Genomic DNA, 15,373 nt, shown 5'->3' with positions numbered 1-15,373 from the left:
GCACCATCCCAAGCAGACGGTCAACGGTCTGCAACTGATCGCACCCCAGTCAGTCAAAAAGGCCGGGTCGACGCCAGTCGGCCGGGTTTTTCGGGCCGTCCGGAAAGGTTATTCCGCGAGTTTGCTGGCGGCGCGTGCGAGCGCTTCGATCTCGTCCCACTTGCCGGCCTTGACCATGTCGTCGGGCGCGACCCACGAGCCGCCGACGCAGATGACATTGGGCAAAGCGAGATAGTCGGCGGCGTTCTTGCCGGTGATGCCGCCGGTCGGGCAGAATTTGACGTCGGCCAGCGGCGAGGCGAAGGCCTTGAGCGAGGCGATTCCGCCGGACTGTTCGGCGGGGAAGAATTTCAGGAAGCGCAGGCCGGCTTCGCGCGCGGTCATGATCTCGCCGGGCGTGATGGCGCCGGGCAGCAGCGGAACCTCGCTGCCGGCGGCGGCGGCCAGAAGCTCGCGGGTGATGCCGGGGCTGACGATGAAGCGCGAACCGGCACCGGCTGCCTCGTCGAACTGCTTGCTGTCCAGAATGGTGCCGGCGCCGACGATGGCCTCCTCGACCTCGCCCGCCACGCGACGGATCGCTTCAAGCGCATCCGCGGTCCTGAGTGTGATCTCGATCGCGGGCAAACCGCCGCGCGCCAGAGCACGGGCCAGCGGCACCGCATCGGCTACGTTGGCGATCTTCAACACCGGAATGACAGGCTGGCCATTCAGGAGCGACAGGAGTTTCTCGGTCTTGCTGGGCATCTGTCTCTCCTTGTCGAGGGCCGCATCTAACGAATTTCAACCGATTAGCAGACGGGTATTGCCGTGTCCACGAAACCGGTCGCGGCGCGATGTCACGTATTGTCGCCGAGCTTAAAGGTTCTTTCCCGACAAGGCCATGACGAGCAGCCCGACCCGTTTCGCCTTGAATCGACGTCTACGAGCGTCTAGTTGCTCTGGCGATGACAACTCTGCCCGCGCCATCCCAGCCAGTCCGCGTCGCCGCGCTCTACCGCTTTGCCCGGCTTGACGCTTTCGAGGCATTGCGCGCGCCGCTTGCGGCCTTCTGCTGCGGGCGCGGGATCAAGGGCACGCTGCTCCTGGCGCATGAGGGCATCAACGGCACCGTCGCGGGCAGCGAGGAAGCGATCGCCGCGCTCATCGAATACATCGAAGCGATCCACGGCCTGTCGGGTCTCGAGGTCAAATACAGCAGTGCCGCAGCCATGCCGTTCCACCGCATGAAGGTGCGGCTGAAACGCGAGATCGTCACCATGGGTGTCGAGACCATCGACTCGGCGAAAAGCGCGGGCACCTATGTCGAGCCGGGCGACTGGAATGCGCTGATCTCGCAACCCGAGACGATCGTCATCGATACGCGCAACGCCTATGAAGTCTCGATCGGCACCTTCAAGGGCGCCGTCGATCCGGCGACGGCGAGCTTTCGCGAATTCCCGGCCTGGGTGGAAGCGCACCGGGCAGATCTCGAAGGGCGCAAGGTGGCGATGTTCTGCACCGGCGGCATACGCTGCGAAAAGGCGACCGCTTATGTGAAGTCGCTCGGCTTCGAGGATGTGTTCCACCTCAGGGGCGGTATTCTCAAATACCTCGAGGAGATTCCAGCGGAGCAGAGCCTGTGGGAGGGCGAGTGCTTCGTCTTCGACGAGCGGGTTTCGGTGTCGCACGGCCTCGCGGAGGGCGACGCGGAACTCTGCCGCGCGTGCCGCCATCCGCTGACGGAGAGCGAGCTGGTGTCGCCGAAATATGCCGCCGGGGTTTCGTGCCCGCACTGCTTCGACGCCCGCTCGGATGAAGACCGCGAGCGCTACGCAGAGCGCCAGCGGCAGGTCGAGCTCGCGCAAGCCCGGGGCAGGGGACCGCATATCGGATCCTGATGGAGGCGCGGGGCCGGGCAAACCGGGGCCGTCTGTCATTGCAATGTCAAGCTTTGGAACCTACGTCTTCGGCGTCGAAACCTGCCCGTTCGGCCGGGCAAATCCTGGAGGCATTGATGTTCGATCCCAAGAAGCTTCTCGACGATCTGCTCGGCTCGCAAATTCCCGGCACCAGCGGCACGGTCCGCGACAAGGCCGGGCAAGCGGTACAGATGGCCAAGGACAATCCGCTGGCCGCCGGTGCGCTGGCTGCCGTGCTGCTTGGGACCGGCGCCGGCCGGCAGGTGACGGGTGCCGCAGTGAAGCTCGGCGGCTTGGCCGCCATCGGCGGTCTCGCCTACAAGGCCTATCAGAACTACAAGGCCGGCAACGCGCCGGAACAGGCGCCCGCCGCCGGCGAGCCGGAACTGCTGCCGCCACCCAAGGACACCGCCTTCCACCCGTCGCAGGCGCCGCAAGGCGAGGATGAGTTCACGCTGACCCTCGTGCGGGCGATGATCTCGGCGGCCAAGGCCGACGGCCATGTCGACGACGAGGAACGCCAGAAGATCGCCGGCAAGCTCAACCTCGCCGGGATCGGCACCGATGCGGAAAATTTCCTGATGGCGGAGCTGGAGAGCCCGCTCGACCTCGACACGCTGGTGGCCGGCGCCAGGACCGACGCGCAGAAGCTCGAGCTCTATACGGCGTCGCGCCTCACCATCGACCCCGACACCCGCGCCGAGCGCGGTTATCTCGACCTGCTTGCCGGGCGGCTTGGCCTGCCGGATGCGCTGATCGACCATGTCGAGGCGACGGTTTCGGCGGCAAAAGTGCCCGCCGCCAAGGGTACGTCACCCAATCCGCAGAGGTAGCCCGGACTGGCACAGAGGGCCCTGGAGGCGTTTACCTTTCGTTAACTCAGGAAGCGCATCATTCTACACAGTCGGATCGGCTTTTCCTCCTCCCAAGCCCGGTTCAGATCAGGGCGGTCGCCAATGACCGCCCTTTTTGTCGGCGCTCGCCGGCTTCCCTCCAAAGAAACGGGTTTCACTTTTCGAGGGCATGTCCCGGTGGCCGCGCTTGCCATCGCCGCCATCATTTGCGATGCCTTCTCCACCCGAACCAAACTTGTAGATCAGGCGAGCATGCACAGCGCTGCCGGAGGACAACTGCCATGACCGAGCAAAAAACCGCCATCGTCACCGGCGCCGGCACCGGGATCGGCAAGAGCGTCGCCACGGCATTGCTCAAGGCGGGCTGGAACACGGTGTTCTGCGGGCGTCGCAAGCCGGTGCTGGATGCCGCGATCGCCGAGATCGGCCCGACCGACGCCAGGGCTTTGGCGGTTTCCTGCGACATCAGCAAGGCCGGCGAGGTCGACGATCTGTTCGAGACGGTGGCGGAGGCTTTCGGCCGCGTCGACCTGCTCTTCAACAATGCCGGCATGGGCTACAAGTCGACGCCCATCGACGAGATCCCGGTCGAGGTGTGGAACGATATCGTCGGCGTCAATCTCACGGGATCTTTCCTGTGCGCGCGCGCCGCCTTCGGCGCCATGCGCAAGCAGAAGCCGATGGGCGGCCGTATCATAAACAACGGCTCGGTGTCGGCCTATGCGCCCCGTCCGGGCTCCGTCCCCTATACGGCGACCAAGCACGCTATTACGGGGTTGACCAAGACGCTGGCGCTGGATGGCCGCCCCTATGACATCGCCTGCGGCCAGATCGACATCGGCAACGCGCTGACCGACATGGCGCAGCCGATGACAGTCGGCGTGCCGCAGGCCAATGGCTCGATCGCCGCCGAAGCGGTGATGGACGTCCAGCGCGTTGCCGACGCCGTCGTTCACATGGCCAGCCTGCCGCTCGACGCCAATGTGCTGTTCATGACGGTGATGGCCACCAAGATGCCATTCGTCGGGCGTGGGTGAGCCGCGGGTGCCGGCAGGGCTTTCGCCGCCGGTTCATTTGCCAACCAGCGGCACGCCGGGCTTGAAAAGCAAAATGGGCCTGATCTCGTAAACGGCGGTAGGATTGACGCGGCGCAGGTCGCGCGCGATGGCGATCGCATCGTCCGAGGTGGCGCAGTCGACGACGTAGAGGCCGAGCAACTGCTCCTTGGTCTCGGCGAACGGCCCGTCGACAATCATGCCGTCGCCTGGGCCGCGCAGGGTGCAGGCATCCTGTGTTGCCCCCAGACGCGCGGACGGTCCAAGCGTGCCTTCCTTGTGAAGCCGGGTGTTTATCTTCAGCAACTCGGCCATCAGTGCCGCATCCTCCTGCGGCGTCATCGCCTTGATCGCGTCTTCCACGTGATAGGCGAGAATTGCATAGAACATCCGAGATTCCCTCATTTGGTCGTGATAAAGCGAATTCGTAGCCGTTTCCGGCATGCCCGCCCAGCCTTGGCTACGCGCCTCCGGACGGCTCATGACACCGTCGTGGAAGGCGGCGGCAACCTATCTGGGCTCGCGCGGCGGACGCTGAGACTCACTTCGCCAGGAACGCTCCAATCCGCTCCAGGGCGCGCAGGATGTTCTCTTCGGAATTGGCGTAAGAGAGCCTGATATAGCCTTCGCCGAGAATGCCGAAATCGGGGCCGCCGATCAGCGCCACACCGGCCTCGTCGAGCAGCGCCGAGGCGAGCTTCTTGGCCTTCCAACCGGTCTTCGAGACATTTGGGAAGGCATAGAACGCACCCTTGGGCGTAATGCAGGAGACGTTTGGCAGGGCGTTCAGGCCTTCGACCACGATCTTCCGGCGGTTGTCGAAGGCGCGCATCATCTTGTCGACGTCGTCCTGCGGGCCGTCGATCGCGGCGATGCCGGCGAACTGGCTCGGCGCGTTGACGCAGGACCAGCAATTGACCGCCAGCTTGCGCACCTTGTCGTAGAGATGGGCGCCCTTGTCGCCATTCGGCCAGATCGACCAGCCCATGCGCCAGCCGGTCATCGCCCAGGTCTTCGACCAGCCGTTGAGCACGATCAGCCGGTCGCGGATCTCGGGAAAGCCGAGCAGCGAGCAATGCGTCTCGCCGTCATAGGTCATGACGTCGTAGATCTCGTCGGAGAGGATGGCGACGTCTGGGTGCTTCTCCAGCCCCTTGACCAGTTTTTCAATCTCGGCCCGGGGCGTGACGCCACCGGTCGGGTTGGCCGGCGAATTGAGGATCAGGAGCTTGGTCTTCGGCGTGATCAGCGCCAGCGTCTCTTGCGCCGAGAAGGCGAAGCCGTTCTCCTCGCGCATCGGCACGGGAATGGGGGTCGCACCGGTGAATTCGATCATCGAGCGGTAGATGGGAAAGCCGGGGTCGGGATAAAGGATCTCGGCACCCGGTTCGCCGAACATCAGGATGGCGGCGAACATGGTCGGCTTGCCGCCGGGCATGATCATCACCGCCTCCGGCGAGACCTCGACGCCGGTGGTGGTCAGCGTGCGGCGCACCACCGCCTCGCGCGTCGCCAAAAGGCCGTTGGCCGGCGTGTAGCCATGGTGGCCGTCACGCAACGCCTTGATCGCCGCCTCGACGATGTGCTGCGGCGTCTTGAAGTCTGGCTGGCCGATGCCGAGGTTGACGATGTCGCGGCCCTGCTGGGCAAGTGCCGTTGCTCGCGCCAGCACCGCGAACGCATTTTCCTCGCCGAGACGGTCGAAGGCCGAAATCGTGTGGAGCATTTTTCCCGTCCCTGTGGTTCTTACTGTTGGCGAGCGTTTTTGTGAGCGTCCGCCCGCAAAAGTCAAACGGATTGGAGTTTTCGGTGTCGGAAAATCTCAAAGACTGGCAGCCGCGTCCGCGCCCGGAGCGCAAGGTTCTGGAGGGCCGCTATGTCAGGATCGAGCCATTGAGTGCCGCAACACATGGCGACGGCCTCTATGAAGCCTCGGCCGTCGCCGATGTCGACGGCCGCTTCGCCTGGCTACCCGATTATCCGCCGGAAAACCGCGCCGCCTTCCAGCCCTGGCTGGACAAGGTGGAGGCCAGCGAGGATCCACTGTTCTTCGCGGTCATCGACAAGGCCAGCGGCAAGATCGCGGGACGCCAGACGCTGATGCGCATCGATCCGGCCTATGGCGTCATCGAGATCGGCAACATCTACTGGGGACCGCTCATCTCGCGCAAGCCGGCGGCGACGGAAGCGCAGTTCCTGTTCATGAAATACATCTTCGACGAACTCGGCTATCGCCGCTATGAATGGAAGTGCAACAACCGCAACGAGCCGTCGAAGCGCGCGGCGGAACGGTTCGGCTTTAAATTCGAGGGCATTTTCCGCCAGCATCTCATCGTCAAGGGTGAAAACCGCGACACCGCGTGGTATTCGATCATCGACAAGGAATGGCCGGCTCTGCGCAAGGCTTATGAAGCCTGGCTCGATCCAGCCAACTTCGACGCCGATGGCCAGCAGAAGCGCCGCCTGGAGGATTTTCGCGCGGCATTCGGCGCCTAGCGGGAGTTTGCCATTTGGCGCATACCCACGACCACAGCGGGCACGACCACGGCGGGCATGACCACGGCGCCGGCCATGTGCATGGTTCGACCGACAAGAAGCGCGTGCTGATCGCGGCTTGCCTTACCGCCGGCTTCATGGTCGCCGAGGCGCTCGGCGGCCTGTTTACGGGGTCGCTGGCGCTGCTGGCCGATGCCGGCCACATGCTCGCCGACGCCATTGCGCTCGGCCTGGCCTGGTATGCCTTCCATCTGGCAGGCCGGCCGGCGACCGGCCAGCTCACCTACGGCTTCGGCCGGGTCAAGACGCTGGTGGCTTACACCAACGGCATCGCCATCTTCGTCATCGCGCTGTGGATCGTCTACGAGGCATGGAATCGCCTGCTGACACCTGCACCGGTGCTGGGCGGTCCGATGCTGGTGGTGGCGATCCTCGGCCTGCTGGTCAATATAGGCTCCTTCCTGGTGCTGCATGGCGGCGATCGAGACAACCTCAACATGCGCGGCGCCATCCTGCATGTGCTTGGCGATCTGCTCGGCTCTGCCGCCGCGATCGTGGCGGCACTGGTCATCCTGGCGACCGGCTGGACGCCGATCGACCCGATCCTGTCCGTGCTGGTCTCGCTGCTGATCCTGTCCACCGCCTGGTCGCTGATGCGCGCCGCCGCCCACGTCCTGCTCGAAGGCGTGCCGCCAAGCCTCGATCGCGACCTGATTGCCGGGGATATCCAGGCAACGGTCAAGGGCGTGCGCGAAGTGCACCATATGCATATCTGGTCGATCGACGGCACGAGCAGCATGGCGACGCTGCATGCCTGCCTTGACCAGGGCGTCGATGCGCATCAGGCGGTCAGCGCCATCAAGAAGCGGCTTGCCAGCGAGCACGGCATCAGCCATGCCACCGTGGAACCGGAATTCGGCCACTGCGCCGACGATGGCGACGGCCACGACCATAAGCATGAGCACGATGCGGCTCCGCATCACGGCCACTATCACTAGGCCCGATCAATGATCATTGACCGGACCTGCCTCAGGAGTTCTCCAGCTTTGAAACTCAGCCCGATGAACGATCGCCGGTCCGGTGCGGCATGATGGACCGCGACACGCGCAATGCGGCCATCGCGGCGGTCTGGATCATGCTTCTGTTCGGTATTGCCGCTTTCTACCTGCCGACCGTGATGTTGGCACTCGGCAACTATTCGACCGTGCTGGCGGGTATCTTCGGCACCGCCTTCGTGCTGGCGTTCTTCTTGGTGTTCTGGCTGCGCGCGCGTAGCCAGCGCAAAAATCGACACAAGTAAGGGATATCGGACATGCGCATTCTGATCACTGGCGCGGCGGGCATGGTCGGCCGCAAGCTCATCGCCCGGCTGGCCAAGGACGGCACGCTGCGCGGCAAGAAGATCACCGCGCTCGATCTGCACGACATCGTGCCGCCGCAGGCGCCAGCCATGGACGGCGTCAGCGTCGCACCGCACACGGGTGACCTTGCCGAAGCAGGCGCCGCGGAAGGCCTGGTTGCGTCGCGGCCCGATGTCGTCTTCCACCTCGCCGGCATCGTGTCGGGTGAGGCGGAAGCGAATTTCGAACTAGGCTACCGCGTCAACCTCGACGGCACGCGCGCGCTGTTCGACGCCATCCGCCTGGCGGGGTTCGCGCCGCGCGTCGTCTTCACCTCGTCGATCGCGGTGTTCGGCGCGCCGTTCCCGGATGTCATTCCGGACGAATTCCACCCGACGCCGCTGACCTCCTACGGCACGCAGAAGCAGATGAGCGAAGCGCTGCTCGCCGATTATTCAAGGCGCGGCTTCTTCGATGGCATCGGCATCCGGCTGCCGACGATCTGCGTGCGGCCGGGCAAGCCGAACAAGGCGGCCTCTGGCTTCTTCTCCGGCATTATCCGCGAACCGCTGAGCGGGCAGGAGGCGATCCTGCCGGTGCCGCGCTCGGTGCTGCACACCCATGCCAGCCCGCGTTCGGCGGTGAATTTCCTGATCCACGCGGCTGGCATCGACGGTGCCGCCGTCGGGCCGCGCCGCAACCTGACGATGCCGGGCGTCGCCGTCACCGTCGGCGAGCAGATCGAGGCGCTGGAACGCATCGCCGGATCGAAGGCGGCAAGCTTAATCCGCGAGGTGCCCGACGAGACAATCTGGGCGATCGTCAAGGGCTGGCCGACCCGGTTCGAGGCGCGGCGGTCAAGGGAGCTTGGCTTTAGTGCCGAGAAAAGTTTTGATGAGATCATCCGCGTTCATATCGAGGATGAGCTGGGCGGCAAGATCGCCGGTTAGGCGTTGCGGCGGCTATCCCGTTCCAATGGGTTGGATGGGTCTACCCGCCGCTCGCCAAGCTGGCCGACAGCAGTAACAATCCAAACAGGAAGACGAAGGCCGCGCCGCCGATCTCGACGATCGAGTGGATGCGGTTGCCCATGCGGCCGCCGCCGGCGAAATAGACCGCCCAGTTCTTGGCTGTCACGGCAAGCGTCGCCAGCGCCGAGACGGTGATCGCGGTTCCGATCGACATAGCCAGAACCGATAGCAGGCCGCCGAGCCAGAGCCCGTTGAGCAGCGCGAAGCTGAGAACGATCAACGCACCGGAGCAAGGGCGAATGCCGACGGCGGCCACCGCCGACCAGGCGGTGCGCCAATCGAAGCGGTCACCCGACAGCAGCGCCGGATCGGGTGCATGCGAGTGGCCGCAGGTTTCGCAGACCTCGCCGCCGGCGTGGTCGTGATGCGCATGATCGTGCGCGCCATGGTCGTGATGATCGTGCGAATGGCCATGCGCATGATCATGATCGTCATGCGCGTGAAGTGCATAGGAATGTGCGTGCGCAGCATGGTCGTGGGCGCCATGCGAATGGCCGCCGACATGAGAATGGCCCGCGTGGGAATGACCTGCGTGAGCCGCGGACAGGCTGTAGGCCGGCCCCTTGCCAAACAGGCGCAGGACGGAAGGACCGAGCTTGCGCCACAAAAGCCAGGCGCCAAAGAGGGTGACCAGGGCAAAGCTCATGATCTCCATGAACCAGGCCGCATCGGTCATCGAGATGGTGGTGCCGCGCAGGACGAAATAGGCAAGCAGCATCACCAGGATCGCCGTCAGGCCCTGCAACAGCGCCGAGACGAAGGACAACAGGATGCCGCGCTTCAGCGCCACTTCGTTTGCCACCATGTAGGAGGAGATCACCGCCTTGCCGTGGCCGGGGCCGGCGGCGTGGAAAATGCCATAGGCGAAGGACAGGCCGATGAGCACCCAGAGCTTGCTGTTGTCCTGGCGCATCGCCTTCATGGCTGTCGCCAGCGCGCGATAGAATTCCTGCTGCCTGAGATTGATCCACATCAGGATGTGGGCGAACGGACCGGTGGTCGGCGCCATGCCGTCATTGACGCCGATGCCGAGCGAACTCTGGGCGTGCGCGGCATTGGCGAAATGCATCACGGCAAAGGTGAGGGCCATCAGGCCGAATGCCAAACGCAAGGACGGTTTCGAACAGTTCCCGATCAGGTTCACCGGATCTATCCTTCTGGCTGGCAGGTCAGTTCGAGCTTGGTGGCAAAGATCTTGCTCATATCGGTGCCTGTCGGATCGTTGAAGAAAGCATCCGTCAGGGTCTTCTGGTTTTCCTTGATCGCTTCGTCAGGGTCCGGCCGGATGACCTTGCTCGTGCAATTCGACGGCAAGCCTTCAACCGTGATGTTGGAATCCTCGGTGAAGTCGATCGCCGTGTAGAAGGTCGGATCGTAAACGCCGATGTCGGTCGTGCCGGTCAGCTTGATCGGTACCTTGGGTTCGGACTCGAACAGGATGATCAACTGATCGTTATCGAAATTGGCCATCAGATGCGGCGGCGGCACCATCGTCACGTCCTTGCCGTTCTGCGTGACGAGCTGGAAATAATTGAACTCGGCCAGCGAGGCATGAACGGTATCGGCGACCTCCTTCAGCTCCTTGTCGTCAAGCTTCAGGTCGGAGTTCTTGTCGAACTCCATCATCACCGTACTCGAAAACAGGTCGTCGAAGCGCCACAGATGACGCAACGCTTTCACACTTTGGTGATCCGGGGAGAGGATCACGTCGAGGCGTGCCTCGGCGAAGACGTGCGGATGCACCTGGGCGGGTCCTGTCGCGGCAAAGGTCGCCGCCAAGGCCGAAGCCAGCATGATTGCGTGCCGTTTCAAATGCATTCGCGGTCGCGATTCCCTTGGCTTTCGGAGAGAGTTGTCGAAGGTTACCAGAAAGGGGGCGAAATTGGGACCGCCAGTGCGTGTCGCCCAAAAGTGCGACGCGGTTTTGGGACGACGACACGCACACAACAAAGGCGTGTCGCCCAAAAGTGCGACGCGGTTTTGGGACGACGACACGCACACAGCAAAGGCGTGTCGCCCAAAAGTGCGACGCGGTTTGGGACGACGACACGCACGCTGAAGCGGGGTCAGGCGCTCTCGCGGGTCCTGAACCACTGCACCAGGAAATCGACGAAAACGCGCACCTTCGCCGGCAGATAGCGGCGGTGTGGATAGACGGCGAAGATGCCGCCGCCCGACAGGATGCGGTCGTCGAGCACCGCCATTAATTGGCCGCTCTTGAGGTCGGGCGCGGCGATGAAATCCGGCAGGATGCAGAATCCAAGCCCCGACAAGGCCGCGGCGCGCGCCGCCATCGGGCTGTTGACTTCGATCGGGCCCGACACGGCGATGCTCACCGGATCACCATTGTCGCCCTTGAACGGCCAGTTGTTCAGGCCGCGGCCATTGGTGTCGACGATGCAGGGCATGTGGCCGAGATCCTGGGGCCGTGTCGGCATGCCATGCCTGGCGATCAGTTCGGGAGAGCCGCAGAGCTTGATCGAAAACGGCGCCAGCCGTCTGGCGATCAGCGACGAATTCTCCAGCCGCGAGATGCGCACCGCGAGGTCGAAGCCTTCCTCGACCAGATCGACGAAGCGGTCGTCGAGCTGGATGTCGAGCACGATGTCGGGATATTGCTTGGCGAAGTCGATCAGCGACTGGCCGATCGGCGCGTCGGCGAAAGTGCGCGGCGCCGACAGCTTGATCCGGCCGCGCACATCGCCGGAGGACTCGCGCACGGCGTCGGCCAGGCTGTCGACCTCGCGCACGATCTCCGAGGCGCGACGGTAGTAGGTGTGGCCGGCCTCGGTCATCGAGAACTGGCGCGTGGTGCGGTTGAGCAGCAGCGCACCGAGTTCGTCCTCCAGCTCGCGCACATATTTCGACAGCAGCGCCTTGGAGCGGCCGATTTTGCGCGCTGCCGCCGAAAAGCCCTCGGCCTCGACGACATCGATGAAGGCGCGCATGCGGGTCAGTGTATCCATTGTTCAGGCTCTTTGTGCTGCGTCGAGAAGTTTTCGGCCGAGCCGTATCAGGGCTATGTCGCTGCCGGAAGGGCCAAGCAGCGACAGGCCGAAAGGAGCGCCGGCGACCGAGCCGATCGGCAAGGTGATTTGGGGAAAGCCGGAGAGCCCGGCCAGGCACAGGAGATGCAAGGCGCGCTCGCGATAGGCCTGAAACTGCTCGGGTGTGCTGTCGACGTAAGGCGCCGGGCCTGGCACCGTCGGCAGGACAAGGAAGCCGTCCTTGCCGAGCAGGGCACTCAATTCGCCGCGAAAGGTCAGCCGGCGCACTTTTTCGGCCTGTGCCGTCCGGTCGTCGACGGCACGGCCGAAGCCGAAACGCTCCTCGACCCCGGGGCCAAGATCGCGCTCGCCGCTGGTGATCCATTCGCCATGCACCGTCCAGGCCTCACTGGCCTGCAGCCGGCGAAAGCACCAGTAGAGTTCATCCGGGGGAGAGCTGAAGCACGTCGTCGGCGTCGCCGGCGTGCCGAAAACCGCGCTCGCCAGCGCCTTCATTCCCGCATATTCTGCGAGTGCCGGCCGGGCGACCATTTCGTCCAGCCAGCCGAGCGTCAGCGGGCGGTCGAGCGCATGCTGGTGCGGGTCGCGGCCGAGCAGCAGCTTGCCGACTGTCTCGTAGGTTTCGATGCCGTCGGCGAACCAGCCGAACGTGTCGAAACTCGGCGCCAACGGCATGGTGCCCTCGAGGGAAATGCGGCCATGCGTGGTGCGGAGCCCGATCAGCCCGCAGAAACTCGCCGGCGCGCGGATCGAACCACCGGTGTCGGACCCCGTGGCGATGTCGACCAGCCTACCCGCCACCGCGGCCGCCGACCCGGACGACGAGCCTCCGGTGACGCGGTCGGGAGCCGCGGGATTCGCTGGAAACGGAAAATGCGCATTCTGGCCGAACAGAGCGAAGGCGAGCTCGTCGGTCTGGGTCTTGCCGACGAAACGCGCGCCCGCGTCGAGAATCATCTGCACGGCGGGTGCCGTGCGCGAAGCGGCGTGGCCTTCGGCGAATTTCCGCAAATTGCCGCAACCGGTGCGATAGCCGGCAACATCGTAAATGTCCTTGACCGCCAGCCGCAGGCCGGCCAGGGGCCCAAGCTCGGCATGCGCCACCGGTATCTGGCGAAGATCGAGAAAGGCGTTGAAGGGGCCGTGCGTGCCTGTCATCGTTCGATATCCGGATACGGTTGCGCCAACATTGTTCGATGCCAGATATTTTACAACCTGGGATACGATTTTTATTGATTGTGAAATGCTTCGCCCCTATATCGCGCTTGCCCAAAGTCGCACGTGCCTGTGGGTGTCCGCCGATCCTCGAATGGTGAGGGAAATCGGTAAGGTAACTGGAGCCAACCCCTCCAGTCGGTTTAGCGGCCAACCGCCAGACCGAGGACACCTTGAAGCAACGACGGTGCGGGCCTTTCTGGTTCTCTGCCGGTTGTCCAAAGACCGGGGTTACTGAAGAGGCACACCTTCATTGCCGGCAGTGCGGAACGGGGTTCTCCCAATCCAAGCCAAGGCAGACAAAGCGAACCGAAGCCGGGCAAGGCCAAGGTTCATCGCCGCGAGACGGCGTTTCATGGTTCCGGGGTCTCCACCGGCTGGTTCCATGGATTTTCCGTCCCGCCTTTGTTTGACCGCGTGTTCGCGAGGCCGAAAGCCCGTGTCCGCACCCCTGTGCGCGCCGAAAGGCGCGATGGAGAAACCCGATGGCTACACAGCGCATCCTCGACTTCCTCGCCACCCGACGTCCGTCCGGCCCCTGCCTCGTCGTCGACCTCGATGTCGTGCGCGACAATTTCCGCGCCTTCGAGAAGGCTCTGCCCGATTCCAGGATCTACTATGCGGTGAAAGCAAACCCGGCGCCGGAAATCCTGCGCCTGCTTGCTGCGATGGGCTCGTCCTTCGACACCGCTTCCGTTGCCGAAGTCGAGATGGCGATGGACGCCGGTGCGCCGGCGGACCGCATCTCCTTCGGCAACACCATCAAGAAGGAGCGTGATATCGCACGCGCCTACCAGCTCGGCATCAAGCTGTTCGCGGTCGACTGCGTCGAGGAGGTCGAGAAGATCGCCCGCGCCGCTCCAGGCGCCCGCGTGTTCTGCCGCGTGCTGACCGATGGCGAAGGCGCCGAATGGCCGCTGTCGCGCAAGTTCGGCTGCGTGCCAGCGATGGCCGTCGACGTGCTGCGCCATGCCAAGGGTCTCGGCCTTGATGCCCATGGCGTGTCGTTCCATGTTGGCTCGCAGCAGACCGACCTGACCGCATGGGACCGTGCTCTGGCCGACGCCAAGAAGGTGTTCGCGACGCTCGCCGAAGAAGGCATCGTGCTCAAGATGGTCAATATGGGCGGCGGCTTCCCGACGCGCTATTTGCGTGACGTGCCGGCGGCGCAGGCCTATGGCCAGGCGATCTTCTCGGCGCTGCGCAAGCATTTCGGCAACGCCATTCCCGAGACCATCATCGAGCCAGGCCGCGGCATGGTCGGCAATGCCGGCGTCATCAAGTCGGAAGTCGTGCTGATCTCGAAGAAGGCCGACAACGACAATGTGCGCTGGGTGTTCCTCGACATCGGCAAGTTCGGCGGTCTGGCCGAGACGATGGACGAGGCGATCCGCTACCCGATCGTCACCGCGCATGACGGCACCGAGACCGCGCCTTGCGTGCTCGCCGGCCCGACCTGCGATTCGGCCGACGTGATGTACGAGAAGACGCCGTATCCGCTGCCCTTGTCGCTGACCATCGGCGACGAGGTGCTGATCGAAGGCACCGGCGCCTACACGACCACCTACTCGGCGGTCGCCTTCAACGGCTTCGAGCCTCTCCGATCCTACGTGATCTGACGGCTCGTTAGAGCTGTTCAGATCATCCGGCGCGGGCGAAGTGATCGTCCGCACCGGCTCGCCTGTGGAACAGATATCCGCTCGTGAAGGATTGCGGAAATGGACGTTGCGAATTTCATTGTTGAAGCTGGACAGCGCGATTGGCTGATCTCCCCTATCGAGGGGGAGACGGCCGCCAGGCCAGAGGGGGTCTCCTCCACTGCTGCGGCCTCTCTTCGCGCCGGCGCTCTGCGCGCACCGACCCCTTCTGTCACCTTCGGCGACATCTCCCCCTCAAGGGAGGAGATTAGCGTCGTCGCAGAGACCTCGGCCGACCTTGCAGCGCGCGAGGCACTGCTCAACGACGCCATGGGGCCGAAGCGCAAGACCAAATCGTCGGAGAAGTTGCGGCGCGGCCGCCGGCCCTCGGAGGGCCTGGCCTTCGTCGCGCGCGATGCCTCGGGCGGCTTGGCCGGCACGGTGCGGCTATGGGACGTCACGCTGGGCGAGGGCGGTCCGGCGCTGCTGCTTGGCCCGCTCGCCGTCGACCCGTCGCTCAAGAGTGCCGGCATCGGTTCGGCGCTGATGCGCCATGCCATCGCGGAAGCCGCGCGCCTCGGCCACGCGGCGATCCTGCTGGTCGGCGACGAGCCCTATTATGGCCGCTTCGGCTTTTCGGCCGCCAGGACCGGTGCGCTCGCCATGCCGGGACCTTACGAGCGGCACCGCCTGCTGGCGCTGGAACTGGTGGAGGGCGCGCTCGACGGCGCCGAGGGCACGCTGAAGGCGTCCGGCCGCAAGCTAAAGGCACAGGCGCCGATCCTGGCGCGTGAGGCTTAAGCGCGACTTGCCCTTCAAACAAAACGCCGCCTGAA

At 64.4% G+C, this 15,373-nt stretch carries 17 protein-coding genes; 10 read left to right on the top strand and 7 right to left on the bottom strand.

Features of this window, described 5'->3' with window-relative positions:
* Window positions 1-108: 108 nt before the first annotated feature.
* Window positions 109-747 carry a 2-dehydro-3-deoxy-phosphogluconate aldolase gene (locus tag FJ434_RS07205; RefSeq protein ID WP_140745378.1) on the bottom strand — a complete coding sequence of 213 codons (639 nt, stop codon included), beginning with the start codon at window positions 745-747 and terminating at the stop codon, window positions 109-111.
* A 200-nt stretch (window positions 748-947) separates the two neighbouring features.
* Here FJ434_RS07205 and FJ434_RS07200 point away from each other — a divergent pair, with 200 nt between their 5' ends.
* The 4 genes from FJ434_RS07200 to FJ434_RS07185 all read left to right on the top strand — a co-directional run bounded on the left by FJ434_RS07200 (window position 948) and on the right by FJ434_RS07185 (window position 3,792).
* Window positions 948-1,880, top strand: a complete 933-nt coding sequence (locus tag FJ434_RS07200) for a rhodanese-related sulfurtransferase (RefSeq protein ID WP_140745380.1) — start codon at window positions 948-950, stop codon at window positions 1,878-1,880.
* Window positions 1,881-1,996: 116 nt separating this feature from the next.
* Window positions 1,997-2,734 carry a tellurite resistance TerB family protein gene (locus tag FJ434_RS07195; RefSeq protein ID WP_140745382.1) on the top strand — a complete coding sequence of 246 codons (738 nt, stop codon included), beginning with the start codon at window positions 1,997-1,999 and terminating at the stop codon, window positions 2,732-2,734.
* A 123-nt stretch (window positions 2,735-2,857) separates the two neighbouring features.
* Entirely contained in the window at window positions 2,858-3,040 is a 183-nt protein-coding gene (locus FJ434_RS07190) for a hypothetical protein (RefSeq protein WP_140745384.1), read from the top strand.
* The gene (locus FJ434_RS07185) at window positions 3,037-3,792 is read left to right on the top strand and encodes an SDR family oxidoreductase (RefSeq protein ID WP_140745386.1); all 756 of its coding nucleotides are present in this window, start codon (window positions 3,037-3,039) and stop codon (window positions 3,790-3,792) included. The genes FJ434_RS07190 and FJ434_RS07185 overlap by 4 nt, the downstream gene beginning before the upstream one ends.
* Window positions 3,793-3,825: 33 nt before the next feature.
* On the opposite strand, the gene FJ434_RS07180 is transcribed toward FJ434_RS07185, so the two are convergent.
* Both FJ434_RS07180 and FJ434_RS07175 read right to left on the bottom strand, forming a co-directional pair.
* Window positions 3,826-4,200, bottom strand: coding sequence for a YciI family protein (locus tag FJ434_RS07180; protein ID WP_140745615.1), 375 nt, complete (start codon window positions 4,198-4,200; stop codon window positions 3,826-3,828).
* A 151-nt stretch (window positions 4,201-4,351) separates the two neighbouring features.
* Window positions 4,352-5,536, bottom strand: a complete 1,185-nt coding sequence (locus tag FJ434_RS07175) for a pyridoxal phosphate-dependent aminotransferase (protein WP_140745388.1) — start codon at window positions 5,534-5,536, stop codon at window positions 4,352-4,354.
* Between the two features lie 83 nt (window positions 5,537-5,619).
* Here FJ434_RS07175 and FJ434_RS07170 point away from each other — a divergent pair, with 83 nt between their 5' ends.
* The 4 genes from FJ434_RS07170 to denD all read left to right on the top strand — a co-directional run bounded on the left by FJ434_RS07170 (window position 5,620) and on the right by denD (window position 8,596).
* Window positions 5,620-6,306: a GNAT family protein gene (locus FJ434_RS07170; protein ID WP_140745390.1), complete on the top strand. Its 687-nt coding sequence runs from the start codon at window positions 5,620-5,622 to the stop codon at window positions 6,304-6,306.
* Between the two features lie 14 nt (window positions 6,307-6,320).
* Complete coding sequence (locus FJ434_RS07165) at window positions 6,321-7,304, top strand: cation diffusion facilitator family transporter (protein WP_140712760.1); 984 nt, start codon at window positions 6,321-6,323, stop codon at window positions 7,302-7,304.
* A gap of 89 nt (window positions 7,305-7,393) precedes the next feature.
* Complete coding sequence (locus tag FJ434_RS07160; protein WP_140745392.1) at window positions 7,394-7,606, top strand: hypothetical protein; 213 nt, start codon at window positions 7,394-7,396, stop codon at window positions 7,604-7,606.
* 12 nt (window positions 7,607-7,618) lie between these two features.
* Window positions 7,619-8,596: a D-erythronate dehydrogenase gene (gene denD, locus FJ434_RS07155; protein ID WP_140745394.1), complete on the top strand. Its 978-nt coding sequence runs from the start codon at window positions 7,619-7,621 to the stop codon at window positions 8,594-8,596.
* Between the two features lie 40 nt (window positions 8,597-8,636).
* On the opposite strand, the gene FJ434_RS07150 is transcribed toward denD, so the two are convergent.
* The 4 genes from FJ434_RS07150 to FJ434_RS07135 all read right to left on the bottom strand — a co-directional run bounded on the left by FJ434_RS07150 (window position 8,637) and on the right by FJ434_RS07135 (window position 12,843).
* Window positions 8,637-9,812 carry a nickel/cobalt transporter gene (locus FJ434_RS07150; RefSeq protein WP_140745617.1) on the bottom strand — a complete coding sequence of 392 codons (1,176 nt, stop codon included), beginning with the start codon at window positions 9,810-9,812 and terminating at the stop codon, window positions 8,637-8,639.
* Window positions 9,813-9,826: 14 nt separating this feature from the next.
* On the bottom strand, window positions 9,827-10,495 hold the full coding sequence (locus FJ434_RS07145; RefSeq protein ID WP_140745397.1) for a DUF1007 family protein: 669 nt from the start codon (window positions 10,493-10,495) through the stop codon (window positions 9,827-9,829).
* 248 nt (window positions 10,496-10,743) lie between these two features.
* Window positions 10,744-11,643 carry a LysR family transcriptional regulator gene (locus FJ434_RS07140; RefSeq protein WP_027144786.1) on the bottom strand — a complete coding sequence of 300 codons (900 nt, stop codon included), beginning with the start codon at window positions 11,641-11,643 and terminating at the stop codon, window positions 10,744-10,746.
* Window positions 11,644-11,646: 3 nt separating this feature from the next.
* Entirely contained in the window at window positions 11,647-12,843 is a 1,197-nt protein-coding gene (locus FJ434_RS07135) for an amidase (RefSeq protein ID WP_140712756.1), read from the bottom strand.
* 542 nt (window positions 12,844-13,385) lie between these two features.
* Here FJ434_RS07135 and odc2 point away from each other — a divergent pair.
* Together odc2 and FJ434_RS07125 are read left to right on the top strand one after the other, a co-directional pair.
* Window positions 13,386-14,519, top strand: a complete 1,134-nt coding sequence (odc2, locus tag FJ434_RS07130; RefSeq protein ID WP_140504186.1) for an ornithine/lysine decarboxylase — start codon at window positions 13,386-13,388, stop codon at window positions 14,517-14,519.
* A gap of 264 nt (window positions 14,520-14,783) precedes the next feature.
* Window positions 14,784-15,338, top strand: a complete 555-nt coding sequence (locus tag FJ434_RS07125; protein ID WP_140745619.1) for an N-acetyltransferase — start codon at window positions 14,784-14,786, stop codon at window positions 15,336-15,338.
* Window positions 15,339-15,373 lie beyond the last annotated feature (35 nt).

It is taken from the genome of Mesorhizobium sp. B2-5-13 (assembly GCF_006440535.1).
GTDB classification, from domain to species: Bacteria; Pseudomonadota; Alphaproteobacteria; order Rhizobiales; family Rhizobiaceae; genus Mesorhizobium; species Mesorhizobium salmacidum.
Note: the sequence above shows the minus strand (reverse complement) of the source record. Positions and strands in the feature narration are given on the sequence as shown.

Coding starts and splice junctions, on each gene's coding strand:
- FJ434_RS07135 (WP_140712756.1), bottom strand. CDS start 12,843: ATGACAGGCACGCACGGCCCCTTCAACGCCTTTCTCGATCTTCGCCAG.
- FJ434_RS07195 (WP_140745382.1), top strand. CDS start 1,997: ATGTTCGATCCCAAGAAGCTTCTCGACGATCTGCTCGGCTCGCAAATT.
- FJ434_RS07190 (WP_140745384.1), top strand. CDS start 2,858: ATGACCGCCCTTTTTGTCGGCGCTCGCCGGCTTCCCTCCAAAGAAACG.
- denD (WP_140745394.1), top strand. CDS start 7,619: ATGCGCATTCTGATCACTGGCGCGGCGGGCATGGTCGGCCGCAAGCTC.
- FJ434_RS07145 (WP_140745397.1), bottom strand. CDS start 10,495: ATGCATTTGAAACGGCACGCAATCATGCTGGCTTCGGCCTTGGCGGCG.
- FJ434_RS07160 (WP_140745392.1), top strand. CDS start 7,394: ATGATGGACCGCGACACGCGCAATGCGGCCATCGCGGCGGTCTGGATC.
- FJ434_RS07180 (WP_140745615.1), bottom strand. CDS start 4,200: ATGTTCTATGCAATTCTCGCCTATCACGTGGAAGACGCGATCAAGGCG.
- FJ434_RS07175 (WP_140745388.1), bottom strand. CDS start 5,536: ATGCTCCACACGATTTCGGCCTTCGACCGTCTCGGCGAGGAAAATGCG.
- FJ434_RS07205 (WP_140745378.1), bottom strand. CDS start 747: ATGCCCAGCAAGACCGAGAAACTCCTGTCGCTCCTGAATGGCCAGCCT.
- FJ434_RS07200 (WP_140745380.1), top strand. CDS start 948: ATGACAACTCTGCCCGCGCCATCCCAGCCAGTCCGCGTCGCCGCGCTC.
- FJ434_RS07185 (WP_140745386.1), top strand. CDS start 3,037: ATGACCGAGCAAAAAACCGCCATCGTCACCGGCGCCGGCACCGGGATC.
- FJ434_RS07140 (WP_027144786.1), bottom strand. CDS start 11,643: ATGGATACACTGACCCGCATGCGCGCCTTCATCGATGTCGTCGAGGCC.
- odc2 (WP_140504186.1), top strand. CDS start 13,386: ATGGCTACACAGCGCATCCTCGACTTCCTCGCCACCCGACGTCCGTCC.